Source organism: Amycolatopsis sp. NBC_00438, assembly GCF_036026695.1.
Lineage (GTDB): Bacteria > Actinomycetota > Actinomycetes > Mycobacteriales > Pseudonocardiaceae > Amycolatopsis.
In genome coordinates this window covers 1789706-1810318 of the sequence record NZ_CP107923.1, presented here as the reverse complement: position 1 = coordinate 1810318, position 20613 = coordinate 1789706, and the positions used below count along the sequence as shown (strand labels likewise).

The window sequence follows — 20613 nt, the reverse complement described above, 5'->3', positions numbered from 1 at the left end:
GGCCTCCGGAAAAGGGACCTCGACCGAACGGCCTTTTCCATTCGACTGAATGCCGCGCCCGCCTTTCTGGGACATTTCCGGCCCGCGTGTATCACCACACCGTCCGATGTGGACGCGAGCTAGCGCGGTCCGGCCGCCGGGGACAGTGAGACGTCGACGAGGCGGTACGGCCGGAGGCTCACCGGACCGAGCAAACCGGACGCGAGCACGTCGCCGCGCGCGTTCGCGCCCGTGTTGGTGACCCGCACCCGCAGCCGGTTGCGGCCCGGCTTCAGGGCCGCGGTGACGTCCAGCCGGTACGGCGCCCACAGGCGCGACCCGAGTGCGGTCCCGTTGACCTCGATCTCGGCCACTTCGTGGACGTCGCCGAGGTCGAGGGTCCACTTGCGACCGGCCAACGTCGCGGCCGTGACATCGAAGTCCTTTTCGTACCAAGCCGATCCGGAGTACGCCGGTTCCAGGTCGGTCCAGGAACCCAAGGGGCGCGCGGTCGCCGGCGCGTCCGGACGATCGAAGCGGAACACCCAGTCCCCGCCGGACGGAATGGCCGTGAGCGGATCGGAAACCGTGGCAGTTCCGGAAAGCGTCCGGCCGCCCGCATTCACCGTAACGCTGACCGGTCCCGGGGCGACCGCGCGCAAGGTCGCGGCCCGGCCGTCGGCACGCACCCGCTCCACCGGCGCCGACGCGCTCACCGCGTGCGCGGGTTCCGGCCCGGCGCGGAACACGACCAGCAGCGTGGCTTTCGGTTCCAAGCGCAGGACGGTCGCCGTGCTCCCGGACGGCGCCCGCCGCCAGACGCCGACGGGTGCCGTGGTGCCGGTGTCGGGGTCCCACACCTCGGGCACGCCGGTCGCCGGGAAGGTCGCGGTCAGCTCGACGGCGTCGGCGCGCTCGCTGAGCACGACGAACATCGGCCGGCCGTCGCTTTCGAGGCGCAGCACCCGGACGTCGGCGTGCCGCGGTTCCAGCACCGCCGCCGCACCACCCGCGGTGGCCACGGCCGTCGCGGCCGCCACCGGGTCGGCCACCCGGACCGCTGTGCGCGCGCGGAACAGCTCGGCCAGCGCGGCCCGCAGGCCCGCGTCGTCTCCGCCGGCCTCGCGGCTCGGCGGTTCGCCGACGACGACCACCGTGCCGCCGCCGCGGACGAACCGGATCAGCGTCCGCACCGAACCGACGGCGAGGATCGGCGTCCGGGGCACCACGACGATCCCGTACCCCTGCTGCCCCACGACCAGCTTCGGGCCGCTGGGCCGGGCGTGCGTCCGCAGCGCCGGGTCGGCGTCGAGCGCGCCTTCGTCCAGGAAGTCGAAGTCGACCTGGACGTCTTCGAGGGCGTGGGCGGTGCTCAGGAACGCCGTGTCGAGGTCGGCCATCGCCGGGGTGTCCTGTGTGGACTCGACGGCGCGCTGCGGCTGCAGCAGCGCGGTGCGGGCCTTCGCCGGGGCGCGGCAGGCTTCCATCAGCCGGCCGATCCAGTCGTTGAGCGGCGCGGACACCGCCCACCACGGGTTGGCCGGCTGGAACGGCGGCGGGTAGACGATCTGGTTCTCGTCGCTGAACCGCGCGTGCAGCAGCGTGTGGTTGACCCCGCGCACGGCGAACGCGCCGACCACCTCGCGGACGAACGACGGCGTGACCTGCCAGCCGGTGCCGCCCATCGCCTCCAGGTAGACGCGCTCCAGCCCGAGCTGGTGCGCGGTGCTGGCCGGCCAGCGCGACAGCGTGCGGTGGTACCCGCGCTGGTAGTGGTCGAAGATCAGGTCGGTGCCCGGCACCTGCGCCCACTGGTTGTTCGTGTTCAGGTTGCCGGAGCTGCGCAGCTGCTCGCCCGGGCCGTACTCGTCCCACAGCGGGTTGGAGATCAGCTTCAGGCCGTGCCCGGCCAGCCACTGGCCCTGGCTCTTGTAATACGCCGCCGCGAACCGGTTGCTCACCGCGCGCCAGAACACACCGCGCAGCCGCAGACCGGCGTTGCCGAGACCGGCGTCGTGCACCGCGGTCAGCGCGATGCCCGGTGACGTCCCGAGCGCGTGCAGTTCCGCGTCCAGCGTGGGCGACCACGGAACCGTGTTGAACGGCCCGTCGGCCGAGGCGAGGTAGGGCTCGTCGTCGGCGAAGCCGCGCAGCACCGCGCCCGGCGCCCACGGGAACCGGCGCACGTACTCCCCCGGCACGGCGTCGATGAACAGGCGCACCGCCTCGTCGTCGAGCAGGTCGAGGTAGGCGCGGCCGGTACCGGTGGGGGTGCTCAGGTCGCGGACGGTGAACAGGTCCAGCTGCCAGGTCCCGGCGGGCGGCGTCCACGTGCCGCCCGCGCGGGCCTGCGCGGTCAGGTCCACCAGCGTGGCGGGATCCGTCGAGGACGCCGGCCGCGCGGCCGCGGCGACCAGCGGGACGCCGGTCGCGGGCAGGTCGAAGCCGTCCAGGGCGGCGGCGCTGTCGAACGTCTCCGTGTACAGCGCCGCGCCCGCCGCGTCGCGCACGGTCAGGCTGTCCCACGACGAGCGCTGGCTCGCCACCGCGCGCACCCCGACCCGGCCGGACGCGTACTTCAGGCCGTCCACCGCGGGCTGCGCGACGCCGTCCAGCGTCACGGTCACGGTCGTCCCCCGGACCCGCACGGCCAGTTCGTGGTCGGCGGCGGGGTCGAAGCCGGGGACCGGGGTGCCGCCCCGGACCTGGGTGAACGCGCCGCCGGTCTGCTGCCAGACGTCGACGGCGCCGTCGGTGCGCAGGTCGGCGAGGACGCCGTTGCCCTCGTCGGTGCTGCGCACCATGAGCCCGGCCGTCGCGCTTTCCACGCGCACCTTCGCCACGACGTCGTAGTCCTGCCACCCGGCGCCGTCGCGCAGCAGGGTGACGCCGTCGCGGGCGGCGGCGTCGACCAGCAACCGGCCACCCGACACCGAAAGCCCCCGGCTGGTCAGCGGCACCGGGGCCCCGCCGGGGACGGTCAGGACCTGGTGCCCGACACCCTTGAGCCGCAGGTCCGGACGCGGCGGGTAAACCCGGTCGCCGATCTTGCCGCCGTCCACGACCAGCCCGGCGGCGCGGCCGCTCGGGAAGTAGTCGTCGTTGAACAGCCACAGGTGCATGCCACGGCGCTGCGCCTCGCGCAGGGTGAACTCGATGATCGTGAACCAGTCTTCGGTGAAGAAGGCCGGTTTCAGGGCCGCTGTGTCGAACGGGAACACCAGGACTTCGTGGATGCCCTTGTCCCGCAGGTCCGCCAGCCCGTCGGCGACCAGGGCGGTGGTGACGGTGCCGTTCCAGAACCACAGCACGGTGGGCCGGGAATCCGGGCGCGGGTCGGCGAAGCGGCCCGCCGCGGCACTGGTTTCCGGCGTGGCGTAGGCGAACTCCCAGCCACCGGCCGTCCCGGCGACGGCCGCGGCCGAAGCGAGCGCGAGCATCCGCCGCCGGGAGAGCCTGAAGTCGCCGATCGCCGTGGTGCGTACAGGGTCGTTCTCGATCACCGTTGATCCCCCGCCGTGGATTGAAACGATTCAAGACACGGCGGAACGTACGTGACGCCGGTCATACCCGTCAAGGCATGACCGGCATCCTGTCCGACGGGACAGCCCTATCGGCTCACCGCGTGAGGATCGCCGGGTCGCTGGTGCTGGGACGGCCGTTCTCGAGGTGACCGGCCAGGCGGCGCAGGAACTTCGGGTCCTTGTCCGACGTCACGGAGACGTCGTACCAGTTGCCGCTCCGCCCGGTGTCCACCCTCTCGACGGCCCGCGCGCCCGGCCGCAGCTGCCGGGTCGTCGAGCGGCGGCCGTACGCGTCCGTGATCGTCAGCCGGACCGTGGCGGACCCGGGGTTGGTCAGGGTCAGCTCGACGCAGCCGCCGTCCTGGCGCGCGCTCACCTCGGGCCCGGCGACGGCGCCCCGGAACTGCCGCAGGAAGCTGTTCGGGCCGTGGGCGGTGAAGTCGTACCCGCCGGCCGTGGGCACCGCGCCGGACAACGAGCGTCCGGCGCCCACGGTGTACGTCCGCGGGTCCGCCGCCGGCGACGTCACGACGAACGCCGCGCCCGCCCGGCCGTGGTTGGCGAAACTCAGCGTCAGCTGGTCGCCGTGCACACGCGCGTCAGCGGCCAGGTCGTACGGCAGGGCCCGCGCCGGGCGCGACCCGCGTTCCTGCTTCGGCAACACGCCTTTCGCGGGCACGGCGGGCACGTAGTCCGGGTGCCGCTCGCGGTCCGGCGGCGCGTAGGCGGCCGTGTCCGGCAGCCTCGGCACGTGGACGTCCGTGCGCGCGAAGTCGAACGCCGACGTCAGGTCACCGCACACCGACCGCCGCCACGGCGTGATGTTCGGTTCGGCCACCCCGAAGCGCCGTTCGATGAGCCGGATGATCGACGTGTGGTCGAACGTCTCGGAGCACACCCAGCCGCCCTTGCTCCACGGCGACACGACCATCATCGGCACGCGCTGGCCGAGGCCGTACGGGCCACCCGGGTTCGACGCCGAGCCCGCGAAGATCTCCCCCGTCGTGTCCACAGTGGACTGGCCGGCCGTCGCGTACGGCGGGAGCACGTGGTCGAAGAAGCCGTCGTTCTCGTCGTAGGTGACCAGCAGCGCCGTCTTGCTCCAGACCTCGGGGTTCGCGGTGAGCGCGTCGAGCACCTGCGCGAGGTACCAGGCGCCGTAGTTCACCGGCCAGTTCGGGTGTTCGCAGAACGCCTCCGGCGCGGTGATCCACGAGACCTGCGGCAGCGTCCCGGCCTTGACGTCGGCCCGCAACCGGTCGAAGTACCCGTCGCCGGCCTTCGCGTTCGTGCCGGTGCGGGCCTTGTCGTACAGCGGGTCGCCGGGCTTCGCGTTGCGGTAGGAGTTGAAGTACAGCAACGAGTTGTCGCCGTAGTTGCCGCGGTAGGCGTCGTCGATCCAGCCCCAGCCCCCGGCGGCGTCGAGACCGTCACCGACGTCCTGGTAGATCTTCCACGACACGCCGGCCTTCTCCAGGCGCTCGGGGTAGGTCGTCCAGGAGTAGCCCTTTTCGTCGTTGCCCAGGACCGGCCCGCCGCCGGTGCCGTCGTTGCCGGTGAAGCCGGTCCACATGTAGTAGCGGTTCGGGTCGGTGGAGCCCATGAACGAGCAGTGGTAGCTGTCGCAGATCGTGAACGCGTCGGCCAGCGCGTAGTGGAACGGGATGTCCTCGCGCGTCAGGTAGGCCATCGTGGTCGAGCCCTTGGCGGGTACCCACTTGTCGTACCTGCCCTGGTTCCACGCCGTGTGCGTGTCGTTCCAGCTGTGCGGGAGGTCCTGGATGAACTGCAGGCCCAGGTTGTCCGCGTCGGGGTGGAAGGGCAGGATGTCGCGATCGCCGTCCGGCTGCGCCCAGACGGGCTTGCCCGAGGACAGCGTCGCCGGCCGCGGGTCGCCGAAGCCGCGGACGCCGCGCATCGTGCCGAAGTAGTGGTCGAACGACCGGTTCTCCTGCATCAGGACCACGATGTGCTCGACGTCGCGCAGGGTGCCCGTGCGGTGGTGGGCGGGGATCTCCGCCGCGCGGGCGATGCTGCCCGAAAGGACCGAAAGGGCAGCGGTGCCGCCGGTGAGCTGCAAGAACCGCCTGCGGTTGACGTCCGTCATCAGGGCTCCGGAGGGTGTGGTGGCCGGGAACCGCGCCAGTATCGCCCGCTGCGGCGGGAAATCACCACCGCTGCGGGGGAACACGGGGTGAAGCCCGGATCAACGGCTCGTTCAGACGAGCGTCTGCGTACCGAGCACGATCGCCAGGTCGAGGCGCTCGGCGTCCTCGGTGCCCGGTTCGGCCGTGTAGACCATGATGCGCAGGTCGTCCGCAGCCACGATGAGCGTGTCGCAGTCGAGGGTGATGCGGCCGACCAGCGGGTGGTCGACGACCTTGTGCCTCGACGTCTCCTGGGCCGGCCCGGGCGCGCCGGCGTCCCAGAGTTCGACGAACCGCGGCGTCCGCGACAGCTGCTCGACGAGCCGGGTGACGCTCCGGTCGGCGGGGTACCGCGCCACGTTCAGCCGCAGGTCGGCGACCAGCTGCGCCACGAATTCGGCGTGTTCCGCCGGGGTGTGGACCGCGCGCGTGCCGGGGCCGGCGAGGTGGCGCCAGACGGCGTTGCGTTCGATCCCGCGCCAGGCCGTCGTCTCCCCCATCAGCGCGTCGTAGGCCGCGTTGGCGACGACGAGCGTCCAGGTGGCGTCGTAGACGGCGACCGGCGTGTGCGCCAGCCGGTCGAGCAGGCGCTGGACGCTCGGGGTGATCCGCGACGGGACGACGTCGAGCCCGGGCGCGGCGTGCCCGGCGAGGCGGAACAGCAGGTCGCGCTCCCCGTCGGCCAGGCGCAGGGCACGCGCCAGCGCCTCCACGACCTGCACCGACGGCGAGGTCGCGCGCCCCTGTTCCAGGCGGGTCAGGTAGTCGGCGGAGATCCCCGCGAGACCGGCGAGTTCCTCGCGGCGCAGGCCCGTCGCGCGGCGGCGCCGGCCCACCGGCACCCCGGCCGTCTCGGGCGCGACACGGTCGCGCCGGCGGCGCACCATCCGGCCGAACTCCCACGTCTCCACGCCTCCAGTGTGCGCGCCCGCGGTGGCCTTGTCCTGGCCCTGGCGGTCCTACGAAAACGGCACGACTGCCTAACCCTCGGGCGGCGCCGGAAGCTCGGGTCATGACCACCACATTGATCACCGGGGCCAACCGGGGCCTCGGCAAGGAAACCGCCCGCCAGCTCGTCGCCGCCGGGCACACCGTCTACCTCGGCGCCCGTGACGTCGACCGCGGCCGCGCGGCCGCCGACGAGGTCGGCGCCCGGTTCGTCCCGCTCGACGTCACCGACGACGCGTCCGTCGCCGCGGCCTTCGACCAGCTCGAGGGCGGGCTCGACGTGCTCGTCAACAACGCGGGCATCGCCCTGCTCGCCCTCAACGGCCCGGAGGCGCTGGCGGTGTTCGACACGAACGCGGTCGGGATCGTCCGCGTCACCGAGGCGGCGCTGCCGCTGCTGCGGAAGTCCGCCAACCCGGTCGTCGTGAACATCTCCAGCGCGCTCGGCTCGTTCTCGGCCAACCACCACCCCGAGCGGCCCGCGTCGCAGGTGTCGGCGATCGTCTACGGCGCGAGCAAGGCGGCCGTCTCGATGCTCACGGTCCAGTACGCGCGGGCGGTGCCCGACGTGAAGTTCAACGCCGTCGAGCCCGGTTACACCGCGACACTGCTCGGCGGCGTCGAGAACCCGCACGGCCGCCCGGTCGAGATCAGCGCCCGGACCGTCGTCCGGATGGCCGTCATCGGCGAGGACGGCCCGACGGGCACCTTCCAGGAGGACGACGCCGAGCTCGGCTGGTGACTCAGCTGATCGCCAGGTGCTGGGTGAGGGTGTTCCCCGCGTAGCCGTTCACCCCGAACCGCCCCGACGCGTACGCGGTGTCCGTGGCGTCGATGACCGGGGCGGCGCCGTGGTCGAGCCAGACCTGGATGCGGGCGCCCGTCGTCCGCACGGTCAGGTGATACGTGCGGCCCTCGATGATCGGCGTCGCGTACGTCGCGATGTCGCGGCCGGGGCGCCACAGCTTGACCAGCCCGCCGCTGTCGACGTTCGCGGTGTACCCGGTGCCGTCGGCGGCCGCGCGGAAGGTCAGGCCGGCCGCCGTGCCGTTGGTGACCGACACGTCGCCGTCGTAGGTGAAGTCCGTTCCGGTGCGGTCGCTGAGGTAGAAGCCGTCGTCGGGCGAGCGGCCGCGGAGGCCGTCCGGGGTGGTGGTCCAGGTGCCACCCCGGGCGGTCCAGGCGCCGGAGGTGAACGCGTCCAGGCCGCCGGCGCCGGTGTTCAGGTTCTGCACGGTCGCCGTCCCATGGTAGGCGTTCGCGCCGAACCGGCCCGACGCGTAGACGTCGTCGGTGGCGTCGATGACCGGCGTGCTGCCGTGGTCGAGCAGGACCTGGATGCGGGAGCCGGTCGTGCGCACCTCCAGGTGGTGGGTGCTGCCGGCCGCGATGGGTGTGGCGTACGTCGCGATGTCGCGGCCGGGCCGCCACAGCTTCACCACGCCGCTCGTGTCGATGTTGGCCGTGTAACCGGCGCCGTCGTCGGTCGCCCGGAACGTCAGCCCGGCCGCCTGCGCGGTGTCCAGCCGGACGTCGCCCTGGTAGACGGCGTCGCCCGCGGTGCTCGCGCCGAGGTAGAAGGCGTCGCCGGTGGCCTGCGCCTGCTTCCCGCCGCTGGTGTCGGTCCACGAGCCGCCGGCCGCGTGCCACGGGCCGGCGAGGTTGCTCTCCAGCGTCGACTGCGCGGTGCCCCAGCTCGTGCTGAGCCGGGTGAACTTCGCGCTCTTCAACCGCACCTGGCCGCCCGTCGCGAACAGCCGGATGCCCTGGCTGACCGCGGCGGAGTCGAAGTTCACGTTGTCGGCCACGGAGAACCGCCCGTCGCCGCCGAAGGCCTCGAGCTGGCCGCGGTCGACCAGCAGCCGCAGGGTGACCTCGCCGTTCGTGGGCGCCAAGGGCTTCCCGTAGAGCGTGCCCGCCGCGCGGTCGTAGACGACGGTCCGGTCGGCGCTGCCGTCGGAACGGCTGTGCAGCGCGAAGCCGAACTGCGCGGCGGTCGCGCTCGCGACGTCGAAGGTCGCGGTGATCTCGTAGGTGTCGGCGAGGATCCCGCCGAAGAGGTTGCTCCCGGGGCTCACGGTCTGGTTCTGCCAGCTCCGGCTGTCGGCCCGCAGTGAATCCAGCTCGGCGACCGGCGTCCGCGTGATCTGGGGCCCGTCGGGTGAGCCGACGAGCCGCAGCTCCGCCGGGAAGGTGGCGTCGCCGGTCCAGGTGCTGCCGCGGTTGCCGCCTTGCCAGGCCATCTGCACGACGCGGCCGCCCGGCGCGTTCGAGAACGTCTCGGCGGCGTAGAACGTGCCGCCGGCGAACGTGGTGCCCTGGTTCATCTTCTTCGGCTGCGGCCGGTCGGTGCGGAACGTCCTGCCGTCGAACGAACCGACGACGTACTCGCTCGTCGCCGACGTCAGCACCCACTGCTGCGTGCCGTTCAGCGTCATCGGGAACAGGTCGGGGCATTCGAAGAGCCAGTCCGCCGCGTACCGGCTGGCGAAACTCCAGTGCAGCAGGTCGGGTGAGGTGTAGACGTCGACGCCCCGGCCGCCGCGATCGGACCACACGACCATCGCCCACTGCCGGCGCGCGGCGTCCCAGACCACCTTCGGGTCCCGGCTCTCCTCCGGGATCTCGATCTGCTTGCGCCCCTTGTCGTACGGCTGGAAGCTGCGGCCGTTGTCGTTGCTGTAGTAGACGCTGACGCCGTTCGTGTTGGTGAACACGATGATCGGGTCGAGCGGGCCGGTCTTCAGCCCCGACGTGTTGTCCCGGTCGACGACGCCGCCGCCGGAGAACAGGATGCCGGGGTGCACGTCCGGCTCCAGCGCGATCGGCTTCTGCGTCCAGTGCACCAGGTCCGGGCTGGTGGCGTGGCCCCAGTGCATCGTGTCCCATTCGAGGCCGTGCGGGTTGTGCTGGTAGAAGAAGTGGTAGAGGCCGTTGGCGTAGACCAGGCCGTTGGGATCGTTCATCCACCCGGCCTGCGAGCTGAAGTGGAACTGCCCCCGGAACGGCTCCTGGTAGGTGGTCGCCGGGTACGGGAACTCCGGGTAGCCGGCCACGGTGCCCGCGCTGGCGGGGCTCACGGGCACGAGGACCGCCAGGGCGGCGAGGAGAACTACGAGCGACACACGGGCGATCCGGACCACGAGGCCCACCCTCTTCGGAGACAACGTTGTCAGCATCGACGGTGGCACAGGTGAGACGCCGGCCACAACGGCGGATCGGGGGGTTTCGCGAGACTTGAGCGGACAGAAATCCCGGGCTGCCCCTGGCCGGACGCACTCACCGTGCTCCGTTAGGGCCGTCGCGGTGTTCCGTCGCCTTGTTCCGAGGCGGCCATACGCCGGGTGAGGGCGGTGCTCGATCGCCTACGCCGAGGTCACGAACGGCGTCGACGTCGAAGCCCGCCGCGCAGGGTCGCGTCGTACGCCGCGCGCAGGTCGTCGTCGGACTCGACGAGCAGCACTCGCACGCCGATCGGACCTACACCTGGTCGGACTGCTGGAAGACGTACTCCTCGAGGCGCCGAGCCAGTTCCCGGCGGGTGCCGGGAACGGCGGTGATCCGGTGCTTCTCCGCGACTCGCCCGGCGGCGGCGTCGTCCACGAAGCGGGCCACCTCGTCCGGTGGCGGGACGAGCTCCTCGCCCGGCCAGCGCGCGAGGACGACCGTGTCTTCACTGGGCGCGGTCTCCACCGCGACCGTCCAGCCGCGGCGTTCGCTCCACACCAGCATCACGTCGTGGCGCGGGCGGCCCGGCCAGGGACGGGACAGCCCGAGGTAGGCCGTGGCCGTGTCGCTGATCTCGATCGTCGTCCCCTCCGCAGGGACTCCGATCGCGGCGGCGACGGCTTGGACGTACGCACCGAGCCCGCGCTCCAGCGCCCGGATCAGGTCCGGTTCCGAGGACTCCATGGACGTCACGTTAGCCGTCCGCCTCCGGTCGCGCCGATCGGTACCGCGCGGACCCGGCGCGTGGGACGGCCCCGCGCGGGGTACCCGGCGGGCTTCCCACGGAATGAAACGGAGAACCCCATGACCGAGGTCAGCCGGGTGGTCGACGCGCCGCCGCAGACCGTTTTCGCCGTACTCGCCGACGGCTGGTCCTACGGCGGGTGGGTGGTGGGCAGCTCGCACATCCGGGCCGTCGACCCGGGCTGGCCCGCCGTCGGCAGCCGGATCCACCACAGCGTCGGCTCCTGGCCGCTGCAGTTGCAGGACGAGACCACGGTCGTGGCGGTGGAGACCGGCCGCTCGCTGTCGCTGGAGGCGAAGGCGTGGCCGTCCGGCGCCGCAGCGGTCGGCATCACGCTGGTCCCGCACGACGGCGGCGCGCGGACGCTGGTCCGGATGACCGAGCACGTCGTGCGCGGGCCGGCCAAGGTGCTGCCGGAGGCCGTGCAGGGACTGTTCCTGCGACCCCGCAACACCGAGTCGCTGGCGCGGCTGGGCGACCTGGCGGTCGGCCGGCGGGCGCCCGCGCGCTCGTGACCGGTGCTCCACAGTGGACGGACGTGCGAGTGCATCGAATTCGGATCGGTTTGTTCTCGCGCCGAGCGGGTAGCCGTGGGGTGGCCGTGCACTGCAGGTGCGGTACCCGAGACCACGAAAAGGAGCTGACCGCGGCATGAGCACGATCACCAAGTCCGTCGATGTCGAAGCCGACGTGAGCACCGTCTACAACCAGTGGACCCAGTTCACCGACTTCCCCCGGTTCATGGACGGCGTCGACCGCATCGACCAGGTGGACGACACCCACACCCACTGGACCATCAGCGTCGCCGGCGTCACCAAGCAGTTCGACGCGACGATCACCGAGCAGAACCGCGACGAGCGGATCGCCTGGAAGTCCGACTCCGGCCCGAACCACGCCGGTGTCGTGACCGTGCACCGCCTCGACGACGCCCACACCCGGGTCACCGTCCAGATGGACATCGACCCCGAGGGCTTCGTGGAGAACGTCGCCGACAAGACCGGCATCCTCGACCACCGCGTCCAGGGTGACCTCGACCGCTTCAAGAAGTTCATCGAAACCCGCGACGGTCACGAGACCGGCGCCTGGCGCGGCGACGTCGACCGTCCCGGCCAGCACCCGAAGTAACCCCCGCCGCGTCGGACAGGACGCGCACGGACCGCGGTGGGCTCTGCCGAGGGGCCCATCGCGTCACCGGACGGCCGGCTCCCTCCGTGAGATCCATCCGGGGGCCGGCCGTTCGGCACGACGGCTGTAACGATCATGCAGCGAATCGCGTCTCTTCCCTCAGACGGAGACCACAGGCGCGGTCGTCGTCGACCACCGGTGCCGGTGCCCGCGGCCCAGGACGGCTTCCCCCCGACCGTCCCGGGTTGTGCGGGCACCGGCATCGGCGTGCCCGGGCCACACCGTCCATTGAGGACACCATGACGATCGGCGACGCCGCCCTCCGGCGAACGGGCGACCCCGGCCGGCGGGCATTCACCGGAATGCCAGGTTTCGCACCGCGGGCGGCGCGGGAATTCCTCCAGTGCGACCCGCTCGATTTTTCCCCTCGCGAGCGGGCCGAGGTCCCGGGTTCCGCCGCGTTCACTCCCCCCTCGGCACGGCGGCACCGGGACCGCACACCGGGTCGTGGGCGCGGATCCGCGCCCACGGCCCGGCGCCGGGACCGGCCGTCACTCCCGTGGCACCGTGATCAAGGAGGACGGCCTGCGATGCAGCCGACACGCACCCACAACGAGCCGCGGGTGGTCGCCTTGGAGGTCGCCGACGACTTCGGCGAGCTGCCCGCGGTCCGGGCGTGGGCCCACCGGGTGCTGCGGGACCTGCCCGAGCGGCAGCGGCTCGACGTGGTCCTGGTGCTCGACGAGCTGACCTCGAACGCCCTCCGGCACGGCGAACCCCCGCGTCAGGTCCGGTTGCTGCGTAAGCGCGGCTGGATCTGCCTCGAAGTCGACGACGCCTGCCTCGACCCCGCGTGCCGCCGTCCCCCGTCGGACAGCGGCGGGCACGGCCTCGAGATCGTCGTCGCGATCTCGGTCTCCTGGGGCCAGCGGCAGCGCAGCACCGGGAAGACCGTGTGGGCGGAGATCGACCTCACCCGGCCTCCCGCGACGCTCTGATCCTGCCCTCCCGTCCGCTCGTTGTGGCGTAGCACACCCGGCTGAGTGGTCTTTTCAGACTTGTCCTGTCGACGCCCCTTCGAGGTACGAGGGACGTGGCCGCGCGCGAGGCTACTTCCCGGTAGCATGCGGCTGGTGACGGACAGCCACGACGGACAGCCGGACCGGACGCGCAAGGTGTCCCGCTTCGTAGACCTGCTGCGGGCGGCCGACCGGCGCCCGGGCCTCGTGCGATCCGCCCGCGTCGTGCGGCGCCTGGTCCCCGGCGACCGCGACCTCGGCGACGCGCTGTCGACGACCGCGGGCCACCCGTCCGACCGGGTGGCGCGGCTGCTGGCCGAGGCGAAAGCCGAGCAGCCCAGCGCGATGCGCGAGCTCGGCCTGGCCGCGGTGCAGGTGTGGCAGGCCGTCGCCCAGGGCCGCGAAAGCGACACCGGCGAGACGACGATCGTGTTCACCGACCTGGTCGGCTTCTCCAGCTGGGCCCTCGACGTCGGCGACGCGCGGGCCCTGGACCTGCTGCGCGCGGTGTCGACCGCGAGCGAGGCGACGATCGCCCGCCACCGCGGCCGCGTCGTGAAAGGCCTCGGCGACGGGCTGATGGCCGCGTTCGCCGATCCCGCCGCCGCGGTCGAAGCCGCGTACGAGACGTGCGGTGCGGTCAGCGCGATCGACCTCGACGGCTACCGCCCCCAGCTGCGGGCGGGGCTGCACACGGGCCGCCCACGCCGGGTCGGGCGCGACTACTTCGGCGTCGACGTCAACATCGCGGCCCGGATCATGGACGCGGCCGGCGGCGGCGAAGTCCTGATCACCGGCGACGTCCTGGCGAACCTCGATCGCGACCGGTTCACCGTCCGGCGTCGCCGCAAGTTCCGCGCGAAGGGCGCGCCCACCGACCTCGAAGTGTTCGCGGTGGTCCCCCGCTACGGATCCGAAGGCCCGCCGTGGTCGTGAGTGGTTAGGGCGGTTAGAACCGCCCTAACCACTCACGACCGGCTGCGGCAGACTCGGCTACCGCGTCTCGCGACGGCCCGAAGCGACCACCGCCGGGATCGGCGCGCCGTTGATCACGAACTGCGAGCCCGGCTCGACGACGACGTTGCCCGTCGACGAGTTCGTGATCGCCACGTTCGTCAGCGTCGCGCTGCCGCGGGCGCCGCTCATCGCGAGGATGCCCGCGCCGTTGTCCGACTTGTCGATCTTGACGTTCGTGACGGCCGCGGTCACCACGCCGCCGCCCGTCTTGAACTGGATGCCGTCGTAGGTCGAGTCGTGGATCTCGGTGTCCCGCAACGTCACCCCCGGGATGTCCTTGCTCTGCGCGAAGAACGTGATCGCGCCGAACTTCTGCTGCTCGCCCCAGAACACGCCGCCGCAGCGGTAGAGGGCGTTGTTGGCGATCGTCGTCTGCCCGGAGAACGGCAGCGGGTCGTGGTCGGTCGCCAGCATGATGCCCGGGTAGTTCATCGTGTCGTAGACGAGGTTGTTCTCGATCTTGTTGCCGTACCCGCCGTAGACCGCGATCCCGTTGGCGCGCCACGGAAGCTGGATCGTGTTGTTGGTGAACACGTTGTCGTGCCCGATGTCCACCGACGGGTCCTTCACGTACTGGCTCGCCCACACCGCGAGCGAGTCGTCACCGGTGGTGCGGAACGACGAGTTGAACACCCGCGAGTTCCGGCTGCCGTTCGTGAGGTTGATGCCGTCGGCGTAGGTGTCGCGGATCCGCATGCCGCTGAAATCCAGGCCGTCGGCCGGCCCCCACAGTGCCGGGATGTTGCCGTAGTCCCGCCCGACCCACACACCGACGTTCGCGTGCTCGATCCAGACGTTCGAGATTTTCGTGCCGGTGCCGAACCGGCCGTTGAGGCCGACACCGCCCTCGGCGTTGCCGTCGCCGCCGCGGATCCGGCCGGACCCGAAGATGGCGATGTCGGAGAGCTGCACGTTCTTGTCGATGTCGAACCCGAAGTTGCCCTCGTGCGGGTGGTTGATGGTGCCCGCGTCCTGCGGCTGGATCAGCGAGTACAGCTGCGAGCGCCACATGCCGGCACCCTTGACCGTCACGTTGGAGATGCCGATCTGGTTGTACTGGCCGCCGCCGTTGGGCACGTTCGGGTCGTCGGTCAGGATCTTCTTCTCCTGCCGCCACTGCCCTTCCGGGATCCACACGCAGGCGATGACGCCGTTCTGGTCGTCGGTGACCGCGCGCTGGATCGCCGTCGAGTCATCGACGCCGTCGTTCGGCACCGCGCCGTACTCCGTGATCGAGGTGCACTCCGCCGGCTTCGCCGTCGCCGGGGCGACCTGCTCCAGGTCGACCAGGTCGAGGACGTAGAACGCCGCGTTGTCGCCGCTGTCCCGCTGCAGCTTGAACTTCGTGCCCGGCGGGTACGACTGCGCGAGCAGCGCGTGCGACTCGTCGAACAGGCGCCGCGCGTCTCCCCCAGGCCGGTTGGTGAGGCCCTCGGGGTCGTCGGTGGTGCCGTAGAGCCAGCTGTGCGTCGAGGACAGCGTCAGCTTCTGGGCGAACGCGCCGTTGACGTACAGGCTGAGGGTGTAGTCCTGGCCGCCACCGGCCGCGGCGTCGGGCACCGAGTTGCGCACCACGATCGAGTTCGACTGGTTCGTGGAGGTGACCTCCACGTACTGGCCCTGGCTCGCCAGCCGCACGGACTGGCGGCCCGAGGACTCCGTCGCGAAGTTCGTGTGCCCGAACGTGCGCAGCGGGTCGGCCGTCAGCAGTTCGCCTTGGTACTGCGCGGCTTCCGCCTCGTACTCGGTGTAGGGCACCGCCGCGCCGCGGCCCACGACGATGGCCCGCGAAAGCGCGTTGTTGGACTCGCTGGTCTCCGCGACGGTGTTGGTCGCGTCGGCCGTCGCCGTCAGGGTGGCGCCGCCGTTGGTGGCGGTCCAGGTGCCCGGCACCGCGACGTTCGCCGTGGCACCGGCCGCGATCGCGGCGGTGGTGGCGTCGAGTGTGGTGCTGCCGACGGTCACCCGGGTCACCGACGCGCTCGCGCTGCTCGTGCCGCGGTTGTGCACCGCGACGGTGAACGACACCGCCGCGCCGACCGCCGGGTTCGGCGGGTTCGACGTGATGCCGGTGACCTCGAGGTCCGGCCCCGGCGCCTGCGCGATCACCAGCGACGTCGGTGACGTGTAGGTGTTGTTGGTGTCGTTCTGCTCGACCACGGTGTTGGCGGGGTCGACGGTCGCGGACACGCTGTAGGTGCCCTGCGGCCGGGTGCCCGCGTTCACGGTCACCGTGGTGGACGCGCCCGCGGCGAGCGCGCCGACGGCCGCGTTGCCGACGACGGTGCCGCCGAGGCTGACGTTCACGGTCGTCGCCGCGGCGTTCGCGGTACCCGCGTTCTTCACGGTCGCGGACACCGCGACCTGGCTGGTCTCGGTCGGGTTCGCCGGCGTCCAGGACGTGCCGGTGACGACCAGGTCCGGGTTCGGCGCCGGCGTGCCGAGCACCTGGAGTTCGGCGACCTGCCCGCCGGGCGCGCCGGAGTTGGCGGAGAACTGCAGCCGCAGGTCCGCGGCCCGGCCGCTGACCGGAATGGTCACCGAGTTCTGGTTGCCGGCCGGGTCGAAGCGGTAGTCGGCGCGGGCCTTCAGCGACGTGAACGCGGTCGCGCCCTGGTCACGGCCGAGGACCTCGAAGTTCTGCGTCCGCGCGCCCCAGGCCGCGTCCGGGTTGAGCTTGACGACGACCGAGTCGAGGTCGGCGTTGGCGCCGAGCTTCACCGTCAGCGTGTTCGGGTAGCCCGCGGCGGACTCCCAGTACGTGGCGGTGTTGCCGTCGTTCGCGTTGGTCGCGACGAAGTTGTTGACCGTCGAAGACGCTTCGATCGGCTTGCCCACAGCGAGGTTCGTGCCGGCCTGGGTACCTTGGCGCACCACGTGGTTGCTGTCGGCGGACTCGTTGCCGGCGGCGTCCCTGGCCCGCACGAAGTACTCGACGCGCGTGCCCGCGGGCCGCGTCTCGCCGAACGTGGTGCCGGTGACCGTCGTGACGGGCGCGTTGTCGCGGTAGACGGTGTAGCCGGTGACGCCGACATTGTCCGTCGAAGCCGACCAGCTCAGCCCGATCTGGCCGGAGGCGGGCTCGGTCAGCGCGAGGTTCGCGGGCGCGGACGGCGCCTGCGTGTCGCCGGTGTCCGCGCCGTAGAGCTCGAACTCCGAGAGCTGCGCGGCGGGCCACTGCGTGTTGGCCGTGATGTTCAGCCGCACGTACCGGGTCGACGCCGTCACCGGGATCGTGACGGTGTTGCCAGAGGGGGCGAACGCGTACCCCTTCGACGCGACGAGGTCGGTGAACGAGGTGCCGTCGGTGCTACCGCGCACGGCGAGCGTCTGGGTGCGGGACTCCCAGGCCGCGGGCAGCTTCAGCACGACCCGCGAGAGGGCCTTGGCCGAGCCGAGGTCGGCCTGGAGCCACTGCGGGAAGGCGTTGTTCGCGGACTCCCAGTAGGTGTCCTGGTTGCCGTCGACGGTGTTGGCGACGGGGTAGCCGGGCAGCGCGCTGCTGGCCGACACGGTGCGGGTCAGCGGCACTTCGGCGAGCGCGGCCGGCCGGACTTGGGCGGTTTCCGGAGGTGGCGGTGGTGGCGCACCGGCCGCGGAGGCGAGCCCGGTGAAGGTGAGCCCCGCAGCGAGGAGACCTGCGACGAGCCGGGACAGGCGCATACGTGTCATGGCGTCTTCTCTTCTTCGAGACAGCAGGAGGGGAGCCAGAGTCGTACGAGCATGCAACAACCGGGAGACGATCTGCAAGAACTTGACATGGATGAGTAAATTTACGACTAAGCGGCGTTGCTCCATCAGGAGGACGCCACTTGGTCGCGCGCGTTTGTCGGTCTACAAAGGACGGAGGTCGCGACGGTGGGGACCGGCCGGGTTCGCCGGGTTCGCCGGGTTCGCCGGGTTCGCTGAGCCGCCGGGCCGCTGGGGTTCGCCGGATCGCTGGGGCTCGCCGGGTTCGCTGAGCCGCCGGGCCGCTGGGGTTCGCCGGATCGCTGGGGCTCGCCGGGTTCGCTGAGCCGCCGGACCGCTGGGGCTCGCCGGACCGCTGGGGCTCGCCGGGTTCGCTGAGCCGCCGGACCGCTGGGGCTCGCCGGACCGCTGGGGCTCGCCGGGTTCGCTGAGCCGCCGGACCGCTGGGGCTCGCCGGACCGCTGGGGTTCGCCGGGTCTCGCCCGGCTGAGCTGGCGGGGTCGCCGAGCAGCTGATCACCGGGTCGCCGGATTCGCCGGGGCGCCGGATTCGCCGGGTCGCGCCCGGCCGGGTTGGCGGGGTCGCCGGGTCACCGGGTTACGGCCGGTCGGGGGTCGCCGGGAGGCCGCTGGGTTCGCCGGGGAATGTGGGGGCCTTCGCCTGCCCGAAGGCCGCGTCAGCTGCCGGCGAAGTCCTGGGTCAGCCAGACCGAACCGTGGGAGTCTCGGGTGACGACGATGCCGATGCGGGTGAACGACGTGCTCAGGATGTTGCGGCGGTGGCCGTCGTTCGGGGGCTTCTCGTCGATCATGCTCTGGGTCAGGCCGAGGGCCATCCGCGCGATCGGGTCGGTCGCGTCGGCGACCGGGCCGCCGGTGCCGATGTTCTCGCCGGCCGAGTTCCACTGCGCGCCCGCCGCGTGCTCGCGGTCGCCGAGCGGGGCCTCGCCGGGGCACTGGTGCGACAGGCCGCACCCGCCGGCCATCGTCCGGTTGTGCGCCGCGGCGCCGGTGACCAGCGCGGGATCCATCCGCAGCGCGGCCAATCCGGCGGCGGCGCGCTGGTCGTTGATCAGCGCGAGGACCCGTTCCTCGGGAGTCAGGACCCGCGGTTTCGCCGAACTCGGAGCCGGCGGTGCGGCGGCCGTCGGCGTCGGACTCGCTTGCGTGGACGCCGCTGCCGAGGTGCTCGCCACCGGCGCGGAGGTCGGGGCGGCGGTCGTGCCGGGTTCGGTCACGGGCGCCGGAGCGGGCTCGGACGTGCCACCGGACAACGCGGCCGGCGGCTGGACCGGCTGGCCGGGCTGGGAAAGAACCACGGCCCCGGCCACGCCGAGCGCACAGACGATGGCCGCGCCGGCGGCCGCGAGGAAGGGTTTTGTGGCCAGGAATCGAGCGAGGGCACCCGCCGCCACAGCAGTGCCCGCCGCGGCAGCACCGGCACCCGCGGCCGCGCCCACCCCGGCCGCGGCACCCGCACCCGCGGCCGCACCACTTGCGGCGCCACCCGCAGCACTACCGGCACCAGCACCCGCAGCCATCCCACCTCCGGTGGCGGCACCACTCCCGGCACCGACGGCGGCACCCCCGGCACCACCACTCCCCGCGGCGCCAATCGCGCCACCCCCGGCACCAGCACCCGCAGCCATCCCACCTCCGGTGGCGGCACCACTCCCGGCACCACCACTCCCCGCGGCGCCAATTGCGCCACCCCCGGCGGCGCTCCCGGCGACGGCACCACTCGCGGCACCACCGCCCGCGACCGCGGCCGGTCCCGAAACCACGTCTCCCAGGTTCGCCAGCAGCTGCGGCAGGTACCCGAACGGGAGCGCCAGCAGGGCCGCGCCCGTGAGGATCCGGTCCACCGGGACCGCGTCGTCCGTCTCGCGGCGACAGTGCGCGCACTCTTCCACGTGCCGCAGGAAACGCTTGCGCCACAACGGTCCCGGGCGGCCGGACCAGCCCGCCGACGCCTGATCCAGGCGCGCGCACCGCGGCTCGGCGGCCAACGCGCGCACCAGCGGGCGGATCGTCTCCAGGCGGGTCTTCAGCCGGCTCACGCGGACCGTCACCAGGTGGGCGTCCAGGCGCAGGGCCTCCGCCACCTCGGTGCGGGTCAGGTGCCCCGCACGCTCGAGGGTCCACAGGGCCAGCAGTTCGCGGTCCGCCGGGTCGAGCCAGCGGGCCGCCTCGTCGACCTCGCGGCGCTGCTCGGCGATGTGCAGCCGGGCCAGGGCGATCTCCGCGAACTCGGCGCCCGGGTCCGGGCGCTCGTCGTACTCGGCCAGCGGGTCCGGGGCCGCGCTCCGGCGGCGGTGGTGCTCGCGGAGCTGGTTGATCGTCACGGCGACCAGCCACGACCGGAACCGGGCCGGCTCCCGCAGGGTCTCGATGCCCCGCAGGACGCGCAGCATCGTCTCCTGCACGACGTCGTCGACGTCGGCGTCGGACGAGAGCGCGCGGCCGGCGATGCTGTAGACCAGCGGCAGGTAGGCGGCCACCAGGGCGTCGAGCGCCGCCCGGTCGCCGGCCCGCGCGGCGACCACCTGCGACACGTCCACCTGCTCGAGCCGCTTCTGACCGATCACGTCCACACCCTCACTCCGCCGACGAATTCCCGTACGACCAGGAGACCGGGCCCGACCATCCTGGATCACAGAAACTTCGCCCGCGAGTGAGCCGGGTCACATTCGGCGCATGTTACAGTCGCGACTGTAATGGCTGGAGGGAGACGCGGGTGGACGAGGAAGCCTGGATCGAGCAGGTCTCGGCCTTCTTCGCGCGCCAGGAAGGACTGCCGCCGATCACCGGGCGCATCCTGGGCTGGCTGATGATCTGCGAACCCGCCGAGCAGTCCGCGGCCGATATCGCCGCCGGGATCAAGGCGAGCCGCGCGTCGATGACGGCGAACATCCGCTCCCTGACCGCCACCGGGCTGGTCCGCCGCTACACCCGGGCCGGTGACCGCACCGCCTACTACCGCCTCGACGACCAGGGCTGGGAAACCGCGGTCCGCCGGCGCATCGAGGGGATGAGCGCCTTCGAGGACGTCCTCCACCAGGGCCTCGACCTCGTCGGCCCGGACGCCGAACGCGCGTCCCGGCTGCGCGCCGCGCACTCGGTCTACCACTGGGTCGGCTCGCTCCTGCGACCGCCGGAGAACGGAGACTCCCGATGACCGAACAGGTCCGC

The 20613-nt window shown here is 72.3% G+C and carries 13 protein-coding genes; 6 read left to right on the top strand and 7 right to left on the bottom strand.

Going from position 1 to position 20613, the window contains the following annotated elements; genetic code table 11:
• Nucleotides 1-119: 119 nt before the first annotated feature.
• The 3 genes from OG494_RS08635 to OG494_RS08625 all read right to left on the bottom strand — a co-directional run bounded on the left by OG494_RS08635 (nt 120) and on the right by OG494_RS08625 (nt 6561).
• The gene (locus tag OG494_RS08635; RefSeq protein WP_328453681.1) at nt 120-3482 is read right to left on the bottom strand and encodes a glycosylhydrolase-like jelly roll fold domain-containing protein; all 3363 of its coding nucleotides are present in this window, start codon (nt 3480-3482) and stop codon (nt 120-122) included.
• A 115-nt stretch (nt 3483-3597) separates the two neighbouring features.
• Complete coding sequence (locus tag OG494_RS08630) at nt 3598-5610, bottom strand: phosphocholine-specific phospholipase C (protein WP_328453679.1); 2013 nt, start codon at nt 5608-5610, stop codon at nt 3598-3600.
• Between the two features lie 111 nt (nt 5611-5721).
• Nucleotides 5722-6561, bottom strand: a complete 840-nt coding sequence (locus OG494_RS08625; RefSeq protein ID WP_328453677.1) for a helix-turn-helix transcriptional regulator — start codon at nt 6559-6561, stop codon at nt 5722-5724.
• A gap of 101 nt (nt 6562-6662) precedes the next feature.
• Between OG494_RS08625 and OG494_RS08620 the strand changes: the two genes are divergently transcribed.
• A complete protein-coding gene (locus OG494_RS08620; protein ID WP_328453675.1) occupies nt 6663-7340 on the top strand; it encodes an SDR family NAD(P)-dependent oxidoreductase in 678 nt (225 codons plus the stop codon).
• Between the two features lies 1 nt (nt 7341).
• On the opposite strand, the gene OG494_RS08615 is transcribed toward OG494_RS08620, so the two are convergent.
• On the bottom strand, nt 7342-9765 hold the full coding sequence (locus OG494_RS08615; RefSeq protein ID WP_328453673.1) for a glycoside hydrolase family 32 protein: 2424 nt from the start codon (nt 9763-9765) through the stop codon (nt 7342-7344).
• A 313-nt stretch (nt 9766-10078) separates the two neighbouring features.
• The gene (locus OG494_RS08610; RefSeq protein WP_328453671.1) at nt 10079-10510 is read right to left on the bottom strand and encodes a DUF6292 family protein; all 432 of its coding nucleotides are present in this window, start codon (nt 10508-10510) and stop codon (nt 10079-10081) included.
• A gap of 120 nt (nt 10511-10630) precedes the next feature.
• Here OG494_RS08610 and OG494_RS08605 point away from each other — a divergent pair, with 120 nt between their 5' ends.
• The 4 genes from OG494_RS08605 (at nt 10631) to OG494_RS08590 (ending at nt 13651) form a co-directional block, all read left to right on the top strand.
• A complete protein-coding gene (locus OG494_RS08605) occupies nt 10631-11086 on the top strand; it encodes an SRPBCC family protein (RefSeq protein ID WP_328453669.1) in 456 nt (151 codons plus the stop codon).
• 136 nt (nt 11087-11222) lie between these two features.
• On the top strand, nt 11223-11696 hold the full coding sequence (locus OG494_RS08600; protein WP_328453667.1) for an SRPBCC family protein: 474 nt from the start codon (nt 11223-11225) through the stop codon (nt 11694-11696).
• Between the two features lie 590 nt (nt 11697-12286).
• The gene (locus tag OG494_RS08595) at nt 12287-12694 is read left to right on the top strand and encodes an ATP-binding protein (protein ID WP_328453665.1); all 408 of its coding nucleotides are present in this window, start codon (nt 12287-12289) and stop codon (nt 12692-12694) included.
• Nucleotides 12695-12820: 126 nt separating this feature from the next.
• Nucleotides 12821-13651, top strand: a complete 831-nt coding sequence (locus tag OG494_RS08590; protein WP_442874396.1) for an adenylate/guanylate cyclase domain-containing protein — start codon at nt 12821-12823, stop codon at nt 13649-13651.
• Nucleotides 13652-13708: 57 nt separating this feature from the next.
• Here OG494_RS08590 and OG494_RS08585 read toward each other — a convergent pair whose 3' ends face one another.
• On the bottom strand, nt 13709-17395 hold the full coding sequence (locus tag OG494_RS08585) for a CARDB domain-containing protein (protein WP_442874471.1): 3687 nt from the start codon (nt 17393-17395) through the stop codon (nt 13709-13711).
• Between the two features lie 703 nt (nt 17396-18098).
• The gene (locus tag OG494_RS08580) at nt 18099-20009 is read right to left on the bottom strand and encodes a sigma-70 family RNA polymerase sigma factor (RefSeq protein WP_328453659.1); all 1911 of its coding nucleotides are present in this window, start codon (nt 20007-20009) and stop codon (nt 18099-18101) included.
• Between the two features lie 149 nt (nt 20010-20158).
• On the opposite strand from OG494_RS08580, the gene OG494_RS08575 reads away from it, so the two are divergent.
• Nucleotides 20159-20599: a GbsR/MarR family transcriptional regulator gene (locus tag OG494_RS08575; RefSeq protein ID WP_328453656.1), complete on the top strand. Its 441-nt coding sequence runs from the start codon at nt 20159-20161 to the stop codon at nt 20597-20599.
• The last annotated feature ends 14 nt before the right edge of the window (nt 20600-20613 follow it).